General features: G+C 70.1%; 17 protein-coding genes. 8 read left to right on the forward strand and 9 right to left on the reverse strand.

Annotation, left to right across the window (positions count from 1 at the left end; all coding sequences use genetic code 11):
- The 4 genes from VNW53_RS08680 to VNW53_RS08695 all read left to right on the forward strand — a co-directional run.
- The coding region (locus tag VNW53_RS08680) for an adenosylhomocysteinase (protein WP_325555051.1) at positions 1 to 1,063 on the forward strand (1,063 nt) is incomplete at its 5' end.
- A gap of 109 nt (positions 1,064 to 1,172) precedes the next feature.
- Positions 1,173 to 2,006, forward strand: a complete 834-nt coding sequence (locus VNW53_RS08685; RefSeq protein WP_325555052.1) for a PfkB family carbohydrate kinase — start codon at positions 1,173 to 1,175, stop codon at positions 2,004 to 2,006.
- A 23-nt stretch (positions 2,007 to 2,029) separates the two neighbouring features.
- Entirely contained in the window at positions 2,030 to 2,311 is a 282-nt protein-coding gene (locus tag VNW53_RS08690; RefSeq protein ID WP_325555053.1) for an acylphosphatase, read from the forward strand.
- Positions 2,312 to 3,436 (forward strand): serine hydrolase domain-containing protein, encoded by a 1,125-nt coding sequence (locus VNW53_RS08695; protein ID WP_325555054.1) that lies wholly within the window; start codon positions 2,312 to 2,314, stop codon positions 3,434 to 3,436.
- Here VNW53_RS08695 and VNW53_RS08700 read toward each other — a convergent pair.
- The 5 genes from VNW53_RS08700 to VNW53_RS08720 all read right to left on the reverse strand — a co-directional run bounded on the left by VNW53_RS08700 (position 3,433) and on the right by VNW53_RS08720 (position 8,825).
- Positions 3,433 to 5,961: a bifunctional YncE family protein/alkaline phosphatase family protein gene (locus VNW53_RS08700; RefSeq protein ID WP_325555055.1), complete on the reverse strand. Its 2,529-nt coding sequence runs from the start codon at positions 5,959 to 5,961 to the stop codon at positions 3,433 to 3,435. The genes VNW53_RS08695 and VNW53_RS08700 overlap by 4 nt on opposite strands.
- 135 nt (positions 5,962 to 6,096) lie before the next feature.
- Positions 6,097 to 6,423, reverse strand: coding sequence for a hypothetical protein (locus VNW53_RS08705; protein WP_325555056.1), 327 nt, complete (start codon positions 6,421 to 6,423; stop codon positions 6,097 to 6,099).
- A 68-nt stretch (positions 6,424 to 6,491) separates the two neighbouring features.
- Entirely contained in the window at positions 6,492 to 7,430 is a 939-nt protein-coding gene (gene rarD, locus VNW53_RS08710) for an EamA family transporter RarD (RefSeq protein ID WP_325555057.1), read from the reverse strand.
- Positions 7,431 to 7,459: 29 nt separating this feature from the next.
- Entirely contained in the window at positions 7,460 to 7,660 is a 201-nt protein-coding gene (locus VNW53_RS08715) for a hypothetical protein (protein ID WP_325555058.1), read from the reverse strand.
- 133 nt (positions 7,661 to 7,793) lie between these two features.
- Positions 7,794 to 8,825 (reverse strand): aspartate-semialdehyde dehydrogenase, encoded by a 1,032-nt coding sequence (locus VNW53_RS08720; RefSeq protein ID WP_325555059.1) that lies wholly within the window; start codon positions 8,823 to 8,825, stop codon positions 7,794 to 7,796.
- 349 nt (positions 8,826 to 9,174) lie between these two features.
- Between VNW53_RS08720 and VNW53_RS08725 the strand changes: the two genes are divergently transcribed.
- Positions 9,175 to 9,579 (forward strand): PaaI family thioesterase, encoded by a 405-nt coding sequence (locus tag VNW53_RS08725; RefSeq protein ID WP_325555061.1) that lies wholly within the window; start codon positions 9,175 to 9,177, stop codon positions 9,577 to 9,579.
- A 56-nt stretch (positions 9,580 to 9,635) separates the two neighbouring features.
- Positions 9,636 to 10,112 (forward strand): nuclear transport factor 2 family protein, encoded by a 477-nt coding sequence (locus VNW53_RS08730; protein WP_325555062.1) that lies wholly within the window; start codon positions 9,636 to 9,638, stop codon positions 10,110 to 10,112.
- A gap of 3 nt (positions 10,113 to 10,115) precedes the next feature.
- On the opposite strand, the gene VNW53_RS08735 is transcribed toward VNW53_RS08730, so the two are convergent.
- On the reverse strand, positions 10,116 to 10,523 hold the full coding sequence (locus VNW53_RS08735; protein WP_325555064.1) for an EVE domain-containing protein: 408 nt from the start codon (positions 10,521 to 10,523) through the stop codon (positions 10,116 to 10,118).
- A 147-nt stretch (positions 10,524 to 10,670) separates the two neighbouring features.
- On the opposite strand from VNW53_RS08735, the gene VNW53_RS08740 reads away from it, so the two are divergent.
- Positions 10,671 to 12,092, forward strand: a complete 1,422-nt coding sequence (locus tag VNW53_RS08740) for a pyridoxal phosphate-dependent decarboxylase family protein (RefSeq protein WP_325555065.1) — start codon at positions 10,671 to 10,673, stop codon at positions 12,090 to 12,092.
- Between the two features lie 67 nt (positions 12,093 to 12,159).
- On the forward strand, positions 12,160 to 13,092 hold the full coding sequence (locus tag VNW53_RS08745; RefSeq protein WP_325555067.1) for a bifunctional helix-turn-helix transcriptional regulator/GNAT family N-acetyltransferase: 933 nt from the start codon (positions 12,160 to 12,162) through the stop codon (positions 13,090 to 13,092).
- Positions 13,093 to 13,300: 208 nt separating this feature from the next.
- Here VNW53_RS08745 and leuB read toward each other — a convergent pair whose 3' ends face one another.
- Genes leuB through leuD form a run of 3 tightly spaced genes read right to left on the reverse strand, consistent with a single transcriptional unit; the run spans position 13,301 to position 15,283 of the window.
- Positions 13,301 to 14,353, reverse strand: a complete 1,053-nt coding sequence (gene leuB / locus VNW53_RS08750) for a 3-isopropylmalate dehydrogenase (RefSeq protein ID WP_325555068.1) — start codon at positions 14,351 to 14,353, stop codon at positions 13,301 to 13,303.
- A 19-nt stretch (positions 14,354 to 14,372) separates the two neighbouring features.
- Positions 14,373 to 14,675: a putative quinol monooxygenase gene (locus tag VNW53_RS08755; protein WP_325555069.1), complete on the reverse strand. Its 303-nt coding sequence runs from the start codon at positions 14,673 to 14,675 to the stop codon at positions 14,373 to 14,375.
- Positions 14,672 to 15,283 carry a 3-isopropylmalate dehydratase small subunit gene (gene leuD / locus VNW53_RS08760; RefSeq protein ID WP_325555071.1) on the reverse strand — a complete coding sequence of 204 codons (612 nt, stop codon included), beginning with the start codon at positions 15,281 to 15,283 and terminating at the stop codon, positions 14,672 to 14,674. The genes VNW53_RS08755 and leuD overlap by 4 nt, the downstream gene beginning before the upstream one ends.
- Positions 15,284 to 15,383: the final 100 nt, after the last annotated feature.

The raw sequence follows: 15,383 nt of genomic DNA on the forward strand, positions 1-15,383 counted from the left end.
CGCCCACCGGATCTTCGAGTGGAGCGACGGCGGCTATCCGAACCTGATCCTCGACGACGGCGGCGACGCCACCCTGCTCTGCGTGCTTGGCCCCAAGGCGGAGGCGGACCCCTCTGTCCTCGACCATCCGGCGAACGAGGAGGAAGAGGCGCTCTACGCGGTGATGAAGCGCTACCTGAAGGAGAAGCCCGGCTTCTATTCGGCGATCCGCGACGCCATCAAGGGCGTGTCGGAAGAGACCACCACCGGCGTCCACCGCCTCTACCAGATGGCCGAGCGCGGCGAGCTGCCGTTCCCGGCGATCAACGTCAACGACAGCGTCACCAAGTCGAAGTTCGACAACCTCTACGGCTGCCGCGAGAGCCTGGTGGACGCCATCCGCCGCGGCACCGACGTCATGCTGGCCGGCAAGACCGCGGTGGTCCTGGGCTACGGCGACGTGGGCAAGGGCTCGGCCGCCAGCCTCCGCAACGGCGGGGCGCGGGTGATGGTCACCGAGGTCGATCCGATCTGCGCCCTGCAGGCGGCCATGGAAGGCTACGAGGTGGTCACCGTCGAGGACGTGGCCGACCGCGCCGACATCTTCATCACCGCCACCGGCAACAAGGACGTGCTCACCGTCGACCACATGCGGGCGATGAAGAACAACGCCATCGTCGCCAACATCGGCCACTTCGACAGCGAGATCCAGATCGCCGGCCTGCGCAACTTCAAGTGGGACGAGATCAAGCCGCAGGTCCACCACGTGGAATTCCCGGACGGCAAGAAGATCATCGTGCTGTCGGAAGGCCGCCTGGTGAACCTCGGCAACGCCACCGGCCACCCGAGCTTCGTGATGAGCGCCAGCTTCACCAACCAGACCCTGGCCCAGATCGAACTCTGGACCCAAGGGGCCAAGTACCAGACCAAGGTCTACACCCTGCCCAAGCACCTCGACGAAAAGGTCGCCATGCTGCACCTGGGCAAGCTGGGCGCGAAACTGACCACGTTGTCGAAGGACCAGGCGGACTACATCGGCGTGACCCCGCAGGGACCGTTCAAGCCGGATCACTACCGCTACTAGGATGGGCGCGGCGGCGGCGACGCATCCCCCGAAGCGACTGCCGCACTGGTTGCAGGTGCGGCGGGGGCCTCCGAGGGCTGCGTCCAACCTCGGGTTGCGATAGACCCCCATGGTGCCGCTCGCCCTGATTCTCTCCTCCTTCGTCGCCGCCAGCCGGATCGGCGGCGCGGCGCAGCAATATGTGCTGGCGGCGCACCGGATCGATCCGGTGCTGGTGCCGACGGTGATGATGGGCCGCAACCCGGCCCGCGGGTCGGGCGGCCAGGCGACCCCGCCGGAGCTTTTCGCCCGGATGCTGGCCGACGTGGAGGCCGACGCCCTGTTCGGGATGGTCGACCTGGTGATCACCGGCCACTTTTCCTCGGCCGAGCAGGTGGAGATCGCCGCCGACGCCCTGGCCCGGATCCAGGCGGCCTCCTCGCGCGCGCCGGTGGTGGTGGTCGACCCGATCCTGGGCGATGCGCCCAACGGCCTCTATGTGAAGCCGGAGGTGGCGCGGGCGGTGGCCGAGCGGCTGGTGCCCCTGGCCGACTGGATCACCCCGAACCTCTGGGAGCTGGCGCATCTGGCCGGCGCAGAGCCGGCCGATCCCGCCGCCGCCGCCGCCGCCGCCCGCCGGCTGGGCAAGCCCGCCCTGGTCACCTCGTCGCCCGCCGGCCCTGGCGAGATCGGCCTGCTGCTGGTCGAGGCCGAGACGGCCACGCTCTTCGCCCACCCCCGCCTAGCCCAGGCGCCCAACGGCACGGGCGACCTGGTCGCCGCCAGCTTCGGCGCGGGCCTGGTGGAGGGCCTGACGCCCTACGCCGCCGCTGAACGGGCCGCCCGCGCCGCCAGCGAGACGGTGAGCGCCGCCCAGGATTGGGCCGCGCCGGACCTGCCGATCATCGCCCTCGGCGAGCGGCTGGTGCGCCCGACCGCGCCCTTGCGTATAGAGCGGCTCTGACCGAGGCGATCAGGACTCCGGGCATGGCGCGACAGGCGGCCTCTCTGCGGGTGGAAGGGCGCGTCCAGGGCGTGGGCTACCGCTGGTGGGCGGTGCAGGCCGCCCGGCGCCTCGGCCTCGACGGATGGGTGCGCAACCGCGCCGACGAATCCGTGGAGATCCTGGCCATCGGCGAGGCGCAGGCGCTCCGGCAATTGGCCGACGCCTGCCACGAGGGCCCCTCCGGCGCGCGGGTGGCCTCGGTGACGGTGACGCCGGCCGAGGACGACGGCAGTTTGGGTTTCGAGCAGAGGGCGACGCTCTAGATGGTGGAAATCTCAGGCCTCGCGCCCAGCCGTTTCGCGGCGGTCAAGGACGCGTTCGCAGCCAACTTCGACGCCGGCGAGGAGCTGGGCGCGCGCTTCGCCCTGGTGGAGGCGGGCGAGACGGTGCTGGACATCTGGGCGGGATTCGCCGACCGCGGCCGCACCCGGCCGTTCGATGAGCGGACCCTGACGCCGATCTTCTCCACCACCAAGGCCATCGCCGCCCTGCTCATCGCCCGCCTGGTCGACGCCGGGAAGCTGGACTACGCCCAGACGGTCGCCTCGGTGTGGCCGGAATTCGCCCAGGCCGGCAAGGCGGCGGTCACCGTCGAGCAGGTTATGTCCCACCAGGAGGGACTGCCGGGGTTCGCCGACCAGATGGATCCGGCCCTGTGGTTCGACTGGGACGCGATCTGCGCCAAGCTCGCCTCCATGGCGCCCATGTGGCCGCCGGGCACGGCCAGCGGCTATCACCCGATCACCTTCGGCTACCTGGCCGGCGAGATCTTCCGGCGCGTGGAGGGGCGCACCATGGCCAAGGCCTTGCGCCAGGACCTGGCCGAGCCCTTCGGCCTGGACCTGTGGATCGGCATTCCCGACAGCGAGTTCGACCGGGTCGCCGAGCTGCAGCGGCCCAACGCCCTGCCGGACTTCGGCCGGCGCAACGAGCCGACCCGCGCGGCCTTCCTGACGCCCTGGGCCCAACCGGGCGGCCAGGGCGCGGCGGCGCTCCGGCGGCTGGAGCTGCCGTCGGCCACCGGCCAGGCGACGGCGCTGGCCCTGGCCCGGCTGATGGGGGCGCTGGCCAACGACGGCTGGCTGGACGGCGAGGACATCCTGTCGCCGGCCCTGATCGCCGAGGCGGCGCGCGAGCGCATCCGAGGGCAGGACCTGGTGCTGCCCTTCGAGATGAGCTGGGGCGCAGGATTCATGCGCAACGCGGCCGTCCACCCCTGGGGACCCGGCGACCAGACGTTTGGCCACTCCGGCTGGGGCGGCTCCTGCGCCTTCGCCGACCCCGAACGCAGGCTCGCCGGCGCCTATGTGATGAACAAGCAGTCCACCGACCTGCTGGGCGACCGCCGGCCCCGGCGGCTGATCGAGGCGGCCTACGCGAGCCTCTAATCCGCCGCGTGGACCACGGCGCGGTAGCGGTGCACCGGCGGCGGCATGGGTGAGCCGGCGCCCTTGACGCTCTTCCAGATGATTTCGTTCAGCCGCCGCACCGGGGCGCGGTCGGCGTCGGACCAGTCCATGCGGGCGCTCTCGCGGGCCCCGTAGGCATCGGGCGGGTTCTTCTCGTTGACGTCCCACTGGGCCGGCAGGCCCTTGAAACCCGTCAGGTCGGCCGTGGTCCCGAAGGCCGCATAGAACGGCGTCGCCGCGGCGTCGTACTGGCTGAGCGGCGGCATGCCGAGCAGGAGCTCGATCGACCGCACCATCGAACTGGTGGTGTAGAGGGTGGAATCGACGATTCCGCGCTTGATGTAGGGGCTGATCACCAGGCAGGCCGTGCGCCGGGCGTCGACGTGGTCGGGGCCGTCCTGGGCGTCGTCTTCCATGATGAAGATCGCCATCTGCGGCCAATAGCGGCTGTGGGTCAGCCGTTCGATCATCTGGCCGAGGGCCACGTCCTGGTTGGCGACCATCGCCCGCGGGCTGAACGACTTCGGGTCGGTCCCGTGGGTGTGGTTCTCCTGCATGGACATGACGATGTAGTTCGGCAGGCGCTTTTCCGGGTCGCGGCTGTCGTAGTTCGCCTCATAGGCCGCGAACTCGTCGAGGAAGACCTTGGCGTTCTCGGTGTCGCGCACGCGGTTCTGCAGGTAGTTGGGCGAGACGTGGCCGATCAGGCCGTTGGCGCCGGGCACGCTCGACATCGGCTCGCCGGTGGAGGCCCGCGTCGCATATTCGCCATAGCTGCGGTAGGTCAGGCCCTTGCGACGCGCCGCATCCCACAGGTAGCCGGACGACGGCATGTAGGCGAGCGAGCGGTTCTGCGCCTGGCTGTGGCCGCCGTAGTTGGCGGGCCAGGACTTCTCGTTCTGGTCGGTGGCGTAGGCCGCATTGGCCCAGGAGTGCCCGTCCTGGCTCACGTCGCCGTCGGCGTAGCAGTTGTCGAACGCCGCATACTGTTCGGCCATGGCGTGCTGGTTGGGGGTGATCTGGCGGCCGAAGATCGCCAGGCGCGGGTCGCCGTTGGTGTGGGCCAGGTCGCCGTAGACCTGATCGTAGGTCCGGTTTTCCTTGATGATGTAGATGACGTGCTTGATCGGCGAGCCCGCGCCGACCTTGCTCGGCATGATGGTCGGGCCGGCGGGCGGACGCGCCTCGGCGAGCAGGGCGTCGTTGTAGGGGGTGTTGGCGAAGACCTTTTTGGTCCAGCCCGCGAGCTTCGTCCTCAGCCCGGCCAGGGGCAGGCGCTCGACGCTGCTGCGCTGCAGGGTCTTGATCGTCTCGTCGCCGCCGAACTTGGAGGCCAGCGGACTGGTCGGCCCTTTCAGGGTCGGGTGCCCGGATTCGCCCTTGGTCGAGCCGATGTAGAGCGCCTGGCCGGCCTCGCCCAGGGTCAGGGCCGAAGGATACCAGCCGGCGGGGATGAAACCCAGGACCTGGCTGGTCGCGCGCTTGGCCACGTCGACCACGGCCACGTCGTTGTTGTCGGCGTTGGCCACGAACAGCAGCTTGCGCTTGGCGTCCAGCGCCAGGGAATTGGGCGTCGAGCCCTCGGGCGCCTTCGGATAGAGGGCCGTGGAGATGACCTGCATCACCTCCAGGGTCCGGGTGTCGATCACATAGACGGTGTTCTCGTTGGAGCAGGCGACGAACAGGCGCCCGTCCGCCGCCAGCAGCATGTCGTTGGGATTGAAGCCCACGGGGATGGTCTTGATGACCTTCTGGCTCGCCACGTCGACCACGCTGACGGTCTTGTCGCCCCAGTTGGAGACGAACAGCCGCTTGCCGTCGGCGGCCAGCGCCAGTTCGTAGGGGCTGACGCCCACCCGCACCCGCTTGCGGATCGCCCCGCTCTTGGCGTCGAAAGCCACCACGTCGGTGGCGGTCATGGAGGTCCCGCGATTGGCGGCCCAGACCAGGCCGCGCCTGGGATCCGACAGGACGCCCGACCACCAGGTCTGCTCGGTGGGCAGCGTGTCCCGGAACTCGGCGACGGGCTTGGGATCGAACCGCCCGTTGCGGTAGGCGAGCGCATAGATCGGCGCCAGGGAGGCCTCGATCTTCTTCTCGCCGTTGGCGTTGCCGCCCGAGACATAGAGCGTGTGGCCGTCGCCCGACCAGGCCAGGCCCAGCCAGGCGGTCTTCAGCGGGACCTCTTGCACCACCTTGTGGGTCCTGGCGTCGATGACGCTGAGCCCGTGGGGCAGGTAGCCGCCATGGCCGGCGACGATCACCTTGCCGTCCGGCGACACGACCATCTTCAGCACCAGGTCGCCCAGGTCGGCGACCGCCCTGCCGGCCGGGGTGATCCGCCAGCCGTTCGGCAGGTCGAAGCCGCCGCCCGGGACCGGGCCCGGAAGCTGGGTGGTCGCCTCGCCGATCGGCCGCGGCCTTGAGTCGGGGGCGGCCCCCAGGGCGGCGGTGGCGAGCGCGGCGGACAGGCCGGCCAGCAACAGGGGGCGGATGGGGCGCATGCTCTCGTCTCCGGGCGTTCAGCTTGACCGTGGCCGCCGGACGGGAGTGGGCGCCGCGCAGAGGCGGCCCGTCAAGCGGCGCAGAATCGCTGGGGAGAGGTCTGCGTGCGTCCTGCGAAGGCTTGATGACGGTATCTAGCCTCGCGTCCTCCCGGCAGGAGCCGCATGGTCCCGACCGTCCGGGCACGGCGCGGCGGTCGGGGCGGTCGGCGGCGGCTGGGCGAGCCGGAAGCTGGTCTTCACCACCGCCAGGTCGGGGCCTTGCTGGATCACCGTCAGATCGCCGACGACTGGCGGGTCGACCGCGTTGGCGAAGACCAGATGGGCGCGGGCGGTGACCGTCTCGGCCTGCTGGTCGAACGCCGGCGGCGGCTGGGGCGCCTCGGGCGCTGAGGCGCGGGCGGGCAGCCAGGCGCCCAGCATAGCGGCCGCCACGGCGGCTCCGGCGAACAGCTTCGGCATCGGCGCGGCTCCTCCTGCCTCGCGGCCAAGCTAAGGGCACCGCGCCGGGCGGCCCAGTTAAGCTTTGGTCATTCGGCGGGCTCGGTCAGCTCCAGCGCCCGCAGTTCCGGCCGCGATCGTTTCCAGGCCGCCCAGGCGAAGACCACGGCGCCGCTCCAGATGAACAGGAACGACAGGCCCCTGAGCGGCGTGAAGGCCTCGCCCTCCAGCACCCCCACGGCGAAGCCGGTGGTGGGCCCGAGGAACTGCAGGAAGCCCAGCGAGGACAGGGGGATGCGCCGCGCCGCCCAGGAGAACAGCACCAGGGGCACCGCGGTGAACGGCCCGCAGGACAGCAGCCACAGGGTCGAGGGCAGGTTCGCCGTCAGGTGGCCGGCGCCGGTCTTCTGGAGCCACAGCACATAGGCGAGGCCTGGGCCGGCCAGCAGCAGGCACTCCACCAGGAGGCCCGCCTGGGCCGAGACCGCGACCCGCTTGCGCACGATGCCGTAGCCACCGAAGCTGACGGCGAGGGCCAGGGAGACGATGGGCAGGCCGCCGACCGCCACCGCCTGCACGACGACGCCCAGCGCCGCCAGCGCGATGGCGACATAGCCCAGCCGGTCGATCTTCTCCTGGAACAGCAGGGCGCCGGCGGCCATGCCGAGCAGCGGGTTGATGTAGTAGCCGAGCGCGGTCTCCAGCACGCGGCCCGAGTTCACCGCCCAGATGTAGATCGACCAGTTGGCGCAGATCAGCACCGACGACAGGGCGAGCCACGCCAGCGACCGCGGGTTGCGGAACGCCGCCAACACCTCGCCGCCCTGGCGCGCGGCCAGGACGAACAGCAGCGCCATGGGAACCGCCCAGACGGTGCGGTTGGCGAGGATCTCCCAGGGCGAGATTCCGAGGCGCCCCATGGCCTGGAACACCAGCGGGACGATCCCCCAGATGAGGTAGCAGACGATCCCCGCAGTCAGCGCCAGGCGGGATTCGCCCGACGCTGACTTGGCGTTGGCGGCGATCAAAGCTTCGAACCTTTTGAAGCCCTCAATTGCTAGCTTTGCGGTGCGACATCAAGCTTCGGCCATCGAGAATAGGCGAAGGCCCAGATTCCGAACCAACCGACGACCGGGATCACGCTCAGGATCGCCCACCAGGGGCTCAGTCCGACCCGCGACAGCGCCTTGCTAGCGGGAATCATGGTGGCGAGCGCGGCCACGAGCACCAGCCAATGCCAAATCGACAGCGATCCCAAGCTTCGCCTCCTGCAGCCAAAAAATTGATCCAGGAATTCTATCCCGGCCTAAGGCCAAGCTAGATTCCAGCTCGCCCAGAAGCAAGAACAAATCATGAATCCCCGCGCGACCACGGCGGGTGGGCCACCACCGTCAGGCGATGGCTTTCTGGCGGATCAGGCCGCGCTCGTGGAGCAGCTCGGCGATCTGCACGGCGTTGAGGGCGGCGCCTTTGCGCAGGTTGTCGGCGACCACCCACAGGTTCAGCCCGTGCTCGACGGTCGGGTCGTTGCGGATGCGGCTGACGAACACCGGGAACTCGCCCTGGGCTTCCTTGGGCGTCATGTAGCCGGTGTCGTTGCGCTGATCGATGACGATCAGGCCGGGGCTTTCGCGCAGGATGTCGCGCGCCTCGTCCTCGTCGAGCGGCTCGTGGAACTCGATGTTCACCGCCTCGGAGTGGCCGACCATCACCGGCACCCGCACGCAGGTCACCGTCAGCTTGATGTCCGGGTCGAGCATCTTGTGCGTCTCGTCCCACATCTTCTGCTCTTCGTCGGTGTAGCCGTCGTCCTTGAAGGCGCCGATGAAGGGGATGACGTTGAAGGCGATCTGCTTGGGGAATTTCTTCGGCGGCGTGGCGCCCAGGACGAAGACGTTCTTCGTCTGGTCGAACAGCTCGTCCATGCCCTCCTTGCCGGCGCCCGAGACCGATTGGTAGGTCGAGACCACCACCCGCTTGATCCGCGCCCGGTCGTGCAGGGGCTTCAGCGCCACGACCAGTTGGGCGGTGGAGCAGTTGGGGTTGGCGATGATGTTCTTTCGGTCCGCCCACTCAACGTCGTCCGGATTGACCTCCGGCACGACCAGCGGGACGTCCGGGTCCATGCGCCAGGCCGACGAGTTGTCGATGACGATGGGGCCGGCCGCGGCGATCTTCGGCGACCATTCCTTGGAGAAGGTTCCGGAGACGCTCATCAGGACGAGGTCCACGCGCGAGAAGTCGAACTGGGCGATGTCCTCGCAGCGGACGATCTGGTCGCCGAAATTGACTTCCATGCCGATGGATTTGCGCGAGGCGATCGCGTGAATCTTCTCCACGGGGAAGTTCACTTCCTCGAGGATGTTCAGCATCTCGCGGCCCACGTTGCCCGTGGCGCCGACGACGGCGACCCGGTAACCCATCGCACTTCTCCTAGTCTTGAGGGAGCGTTCCGTTACGCTTCGAACGGGGCGGAGGCAAGGCGAGCATAGCTCGCACGGCTTGCAGAAGCGCTGAGATGGCGTGGCCGTGGCGTGGGCGCAACCCGCGTTCGGCGATTTCCCGACCCCCAAGGCCCGGCGGTCTCGGGCTTAAATCTCATGGCGGCCAGTTTGCCTTCGGGCCTGGGCAACTCAAGGACGCGCCGGCGGCGCGCCGCGGGGCGGCCGGCCAAGGGCCGGTCCTTGACTTGCCCAGGCCCGAAGGCTCGCATCGTCCATGAGAACTAAGGCCAGGTGGCATCTGACGATGCTCCTGTGAGGGGATTGCTTGATGTCCGACACCGCCGCGCCCGCGCCCACCGGCATGCCCTTCTCGGACCTGATGGGCGTCGAGATCGTCGAGCGGGAGAAGACCCGGGTGGTCGGCCGCCTCGTGGTGCGCGAGGACCTCTGCACCTCCGGCGGGATCCTGCACGGCGGCGCCTACATGGCCTTCGCCGATGCGCTGGGGGCGATCGGCGGGGTGCTGAACCTGGCGCCGGGAACGCGCACCACGACGCTTGAGAGCAAGACCAATTTCCTGCGCGGGGCGCCCGTCAGCTCGACGGTGATCGGCGAGGCGACGCCCCTGCACGTCGGACGCCGTTCCAGCGTCTGGCAGACCCGCATCACCAACGACGAGGGCAAGCTGCTGGCCCTGGTCACCCAGACCCAGATGACGATCGAGGCGACCTAGGCCCTTTCCGGGATCGGTGTTACATCGAACGCCGGTCGCAAATGCTGGGGGGCATCATGAAGTTTGCAGTTCTGGGACTGGCCTGTCTGGCCGCCGCCGCGTCGGCGTCGGCCGCCGTCGCGGCGGGGAATGCGGCGATCGAGGCGCCGATCCATCAGTTCATCGACGATTTCGACAAGGGCGACGCCACGGGCGCCGCGGCGACCCACCTGCCCTCGGTCTCGATCATCGACGAGGTTCCGCCGCACCTCTGGGTGGGCCCCAAGGCCTTCGCCACCTGGGCCGCCGACCTGGCGAAGGACGACATGGCGCACGGGATTTCCGAGGAGGCCGTCGTCCTCGGCGCCGTGAAGCGCGAGGTGGTGTCGGGCAAGACCGCCTATCTGGTTTTCGCGGCGACCTACAACTTCAAGCAGAACGGCATGGCCATGCACGAGCCGGCCCAGATGACGTTCGCCATGAGGAAGACCGCCGACGGCTGGAAGATCGCCGGCTGGACCTGGACCGGACCCAATCCGACGCCGGTGAAATAGCGGCTACTCGCCCGCCATCTTCAGGATCGCCGCCCACTCGGCGTCGCGCACCGGGGACACCGACAGGCGGCCCTGGCGGATCATCTCCAGGCTCGCCAGCGCGGGGTTGGCCTTCATCGCCGCCAGACTGACGGGTTTGGGCAGGGCGCGGACCGGCGCCAGTTCGACGGCCACGAACCGGCCGGCGGGATCGCTGGGGTCGAGGAAGGCCTCCTTCACGACCTTGGCCACGCCCACCACCTCCAGGCCCTCCTGGGAGTGGTAGTAGAGCACCTCCTCGCCGACCTTCATGGCCTTCAGGTGCAGGGCGGCGGCGTTGTTGCGCACCCCGTCCCAGACGGTCTTGCCGTCCCGCTGCAGGTCGGAAAACGCGTACTTGTTCGGCTCCGACTTCACCAGCCAGTGCGCCATCGGATGCTCCCCTCGCCGCCTCTTCGGACCTGAGAGGATCACGCGGCGGCGCGGACTGGCAAGGCGGAATGACCCTTCCGAATGTCGCCATCGCCCCGTTGACGAGACCTGCGCCGCCGCCTCATCTCCCGCGCCTGGAGGAACCCCATGCCGACCGAGAGATCCACGCGCGCCGCCCTGACGCGGGCCGCCGAGCACGCCCTGGTCTGGCTCGACGGCCTCGACGCCCGCCCGGTGGCGACCACCGCCACCCTGGAGGAAATGCGCGGGCGCCTGGGACGGCCGCTGGCCGACCGGGGCGTGGACGCCGTGACGGTCGTCGACGATCTCGCGGCCGACGTCGCCGGCGGGATCCTGGGCTCGCAGAGCGGGCGGTTCTTCGGCTGGGTGATCGGCGGGGGCCTGCCTTCGGCCATGGCTGCCGACTGGCTGACCACCGCCTGGGACCAGAACGCCGGCATCCACGCCTGCGGCCCGGCCGCCTCGGTCGTGGAGGAGGTCGCCGCGGGCTGGCTCAAGGACCTGTTCGGCCTTCCGGGCGAGGCCAGCGTCGGCTTCGTCACCGGCACCCAGATGGCGCACGCCACCTGCCTGGCCGCCGCCCGCCACGCGGTGCTGCGCGACCGCGGCTGGGATGTGGAGCGCCAGGGCCTGGCCGGCGCGCCGCCGATCCGGGTACTGGCCAACGCCGAGCGGCACGGGTCGGTGGACCGGGCGGTGCGTTTCATCGGCCTGGGCTCCGACAACATCGTGGCCCTGCCCACGGACGACGAGGGCCGCGTGGCGCCGGAGACCTTGCGCGGGGCGTTGGAGACCTCGTCGCAGCCGACCATCGTCGTGCTGCAGGCCGGCGAGCTGAACCGCGCGGCCTTCGACCCCTTCGAGGCCCTGGCGCCCATGGCCCGAGCCGCCGGCGCCTGGACCCACGTGGACGGGGCCTTCGGCCTGTGGGCGCGGGTCAGCCCGGCGCACCGCGACCTGGCGCGTGGCATCGAGCTCTGCGATTCCTGGACCACCGACGCGCACAAGTACCTGAACGTGCCCTACGACTCCGGCGTGGCCCTGATCCGCGACGCGGCGGCGCACCGCGCGGCCATGACGCTTTCGACCAGCTACCTGCCGCCGGGCGGCGCGGCCCGCGACCAGATCGACTGGAACCCGGAGTTCTCCCGCCGCGCGCGGGGGTTCGCCATTTACGCGGCCCTGCGCGAGCTGGGCCGCGAGGGCCTGGCCGACCTGGTGGACCGCACCTGCCGCCACGCCCAGGCGCTCGTCGCCGGGATCGGCGCGCTGCCCGGCGCGGAGGTCGTGGCCGGCTCGGGCCTGAACCAGGGCCTGGTGCGCTTCCTCTCGACCGCGCCCGGCGCGACGCCCGCCGACCACGACGCGCGCACGGATCAGGTGATCGCGGCGATCAACGCCTCGGGCGAGGCCCTGTTCGGCGGGGTCACCTTCCGCGCCCGCCGCTGCATGCGCGTCAGCGTCTGCAACTGGCGCACGACGGAGGCTGACGTGGCGCGGACCGTCGCCGCGGCGCGCGCGGTGCTGGCGGCCAAGGAAACCGCATAACAGGTATGGTTGAGAATTAGTTGACTCCGTCAACTAATGCGACTTTGCTGGCGTTCGGGAGAACGTCATGTCCGTCGAGCTTTCCGATCCTGTCGCCGCCGTGCGCCGGTTCAACCGCTTCTACACCCGCGCCATCGGCGTGCTGGAGAAGGGCTACCTCGGCACGCCCTACACTGTGGCCGAGGGCCGGGTGCTCTACGAGATCGCCAAGGCCGACGGGATCACCGCCAAGGCCGTGGGCGAGATCGCCGGCCTGGATGCCGGCTACCTCAGCCGTATCGTGGCGCGGTTGGAGAGGGACGGCGTGGTCGCCCGCGAACGCTCCGCCGAGGACGGCCGGAGCGCGCTCCTGCGCCTGACGCCGCACGGCGCGGCGGTGTTCGAACCCTTCGACCAGCGCTCGGCGGCGCTGGTGGAGGGCTTGATCGGCGGCCTTTCCAGCCGTCAGCGCCAGCGGCTGACCGCCGCCATGGCCGAGGTCGAGGCCCTGCTGGACGCGCCAGCCCCGGTCGCGGTGACCCTGAGGCCGCACCGGAACGGCGACATGGGCTGGATCACCGAGCGGCACGGCGTGAACTACGCCCGCGAATACGGCTGGAACGGCCACATCGAGGCGGTCACCGCGCGGATCTGCGCCGACTTCCTCGACCGCCACGATCCGGCGTTGGAGCGGTGCTGGATCGCCGAGCGCGGCGGGGAACGGCTGGGCTGCGTCTTCCTGGTGAAGGACGAGGTCCCCGGCGTCGCGCGCCTGCGCCTGCTGATGCTGGAGCCGGCGGCGCGGGGCCTGGGCCTTGGCCGGCGGCTGGTCGAGGAATGCATCGCGTTTGCGCGCGCCGCCGGTTACCGCGAGGTGGTGCTCTGGACCCATGCGGTGCTGATTGCGGCGCGGGCGATCTACGCCGCGACCGGCTTCGAACTCGAGGCGACCTGGACCCACGACGCCTTCGGCGCGCCGGAGGTCAGCGAAACCTGGCGCCTGAAGCTATCGGGCGCCTGAAGCTCCCGCCTAGAGCGTTCGGCGGCTTGGTAGAATCAGCTGTGCGCCCCCTCCGTCTCGCCGCGTCCCGCGTCGATCCACCTCCCCCGCACTCTGCGGTGCGGGTGAGGAGCGATGCTCCGCTCCTCACCCGAAGGGTACACTTCGGGGGAGGTGTCAGCGAAGCTGAGGGGGGGACGCCGTCGCGTCAACTTGAACGCCGAACGACCTAAAGCTCCGCCAGCACCGCGTCGGCCATCTGGACGGTGGTCATCTGCCCGCCGAGGTCGGGGGTGCGGGCGCCCTTTTCCAGGGCCGCGCCGACGGCGGCCTTCAGCTTGTCGGCCAGGTCCGCGCGGTCCAGCGACCAGCGAAGCGCCATCTCGAAGGACAGGATCGCCGCCAGCGGATTGGCGATGCCCTTGCCGGCGATGTCCGGCGCCGAGCCGTGGATCGGCTCATAGAGGCCCGGCGTCCCCGGCGCGCCCAGCGCGGCCGACGGCAGCATGCCGAGCGAGCCGGTGAGCTGGGCCGCGGCGTCCGACAGGATGTCGCCGAACAGGTTGTCGGTGACCATGACGTCGAACTGCTTGGGGTTCTTGACGATCTGCATGGCGGCGTTGTCGGCCAGGATGTGCTCCAGCTCGACGTCGGCGTATTCGCGCTCGTGAAGCGCGGTGACCACCCGGCGCCACAGGAGGCCGGTCTCCATCACGTTCGACTTCTCGGCGCTGTGGACCTTGTTGCGCCGCCCGCGGGCCAGTTCGAAGGCCACCCGGGCGATCCGCTCGATCTCCATGGTGGTGTAGACCTGGGTGTCGACCGCGCGCTGGCCGCCACCGGGCAGGTCTTCGATGAACCGCGGCTGGCCGAAATAGACCCCGCCGGTCAGCTCGCGGACCATCATGAAGTCTAGGCCCTCGATCAGTTCCCGCTTCAGCGACGAGGCGCCGGCCAGGGGCTGGAAGCAGAGCGCGGGGCGCAGGTTGGCGAACACCCCCATGCCGGCCCGCAGGCCGAGCAGGCCCGCTTCGGGTCGCTTGTCGCGCGGCGCGTTGGCCCACTGCGGGCCGCCCACGGCGCCCATCAGCACGGCCTTGGCGGCCTTGGCCTGCGCCAGGGTCTCGTCGGCCAGCGGCGTGCCGAGCTGGTCGAAACTGGAGCCGCCGAACGGCCGCTCGTCGATGGTCAGGTCGTTGGCCAGGCGGTTGGCCACGCGGCGCACCTGGGCGGTCACTTCGGGCCCGATCCCGTCGCCGGGCAGGAGCAGCAGGTCGGTCATGGACTTAAGGGCCTTCGGGCTAGAGCGGGCGTTCGGAGGCGGTCTCGTAGGCGATCAGCTTGCGGTCGAAAACCCCGAACTGGGCGCCCGCGGCCCGCCATGCCGCCATGTGCGGGGTCTTGAAGTGGGCGTCGATGGCGGCCTGGTCGCGCCAGGCCTCGAACACCCGGATCAGGCCGGGCTCCCCCACGTCCGCGCCGTAGGAGTAGGTGAGGCACCCGTCCTCGGCCCGGCTGGCGGCCAGCATGGCCAGCATGTGCGGCTTGAGGCCCGCCAGGTTCTCCGGCGGCACGCGCATCGTGCCCGCGATGATGACGCTCATGCGTCCTCCAACCAGGGCTTCGAAAGGGCGGCCTTCATCTCGTAGAGGTCGATGTCGGCGGCGGCCTGCAGGGTCTCGCCGATGGCGTCGAGGCCCTTGAGCATCTTCTCCTTGCGGACCGGGTCGATCTCGAAGGCGAAGACCTGGCCGGAGGGCGACACCACGGTCTGGGCTTCCAGGTCGACGGTCACCAGGTGGTTGCCGCCCTTGGCCTCCTCCATCAGCGCCTGGACCTGGGCGGCGGGCAGGACCACCGGCAAGAGGCCGTTCTGGAAGCAGTTGTTGTAGAAGATGTCGGCGAAGCTGGTGGAGACCACGCAGCGGATGCCGAAGTCCATCAGCGCCCAGGGGGCATGCTCGCGCGACGAGCCGCAGCCGAAGTTGTCGCCGGCCACCAGCACGCCCGCGCCCTTGTACTCGGGCCGGTTGAGCACGAAGTCCGGCCGCGCCTTGCCCTCGCCCTCGAAGCGCAGGTCGTAGAACAGGCCCTTGGCCAGGCCCTGGCGCTCGACGGTCTTGAGGAACTGCTTGGGGATGATCTGGTCGGTGTCGATATTGGCCAGGGGCAGCGGCGCGATCTTGGCGTCCAGGCGGGTGAAGGCTTCCATCAGGCGGCTTCCAGTTCGGGTGACGGCATCAGCATCAGGGTGGGCGCGCCGCCCGGCGCGTCGCGCACGGTGAAGACCTTGGTGCCGGGCTTGCGGCCGG

It is taken from the genome of Phenylobacterium sp. (assembly GCF_035569475.1).
In the GTDB taxonomy this organism is placed as follows: domain Bacteria; phylum Pseudomonadota; class Alphaproteobacteria; order Caulobacterales; family Caulobacteraceae; genus Phenylobacterium.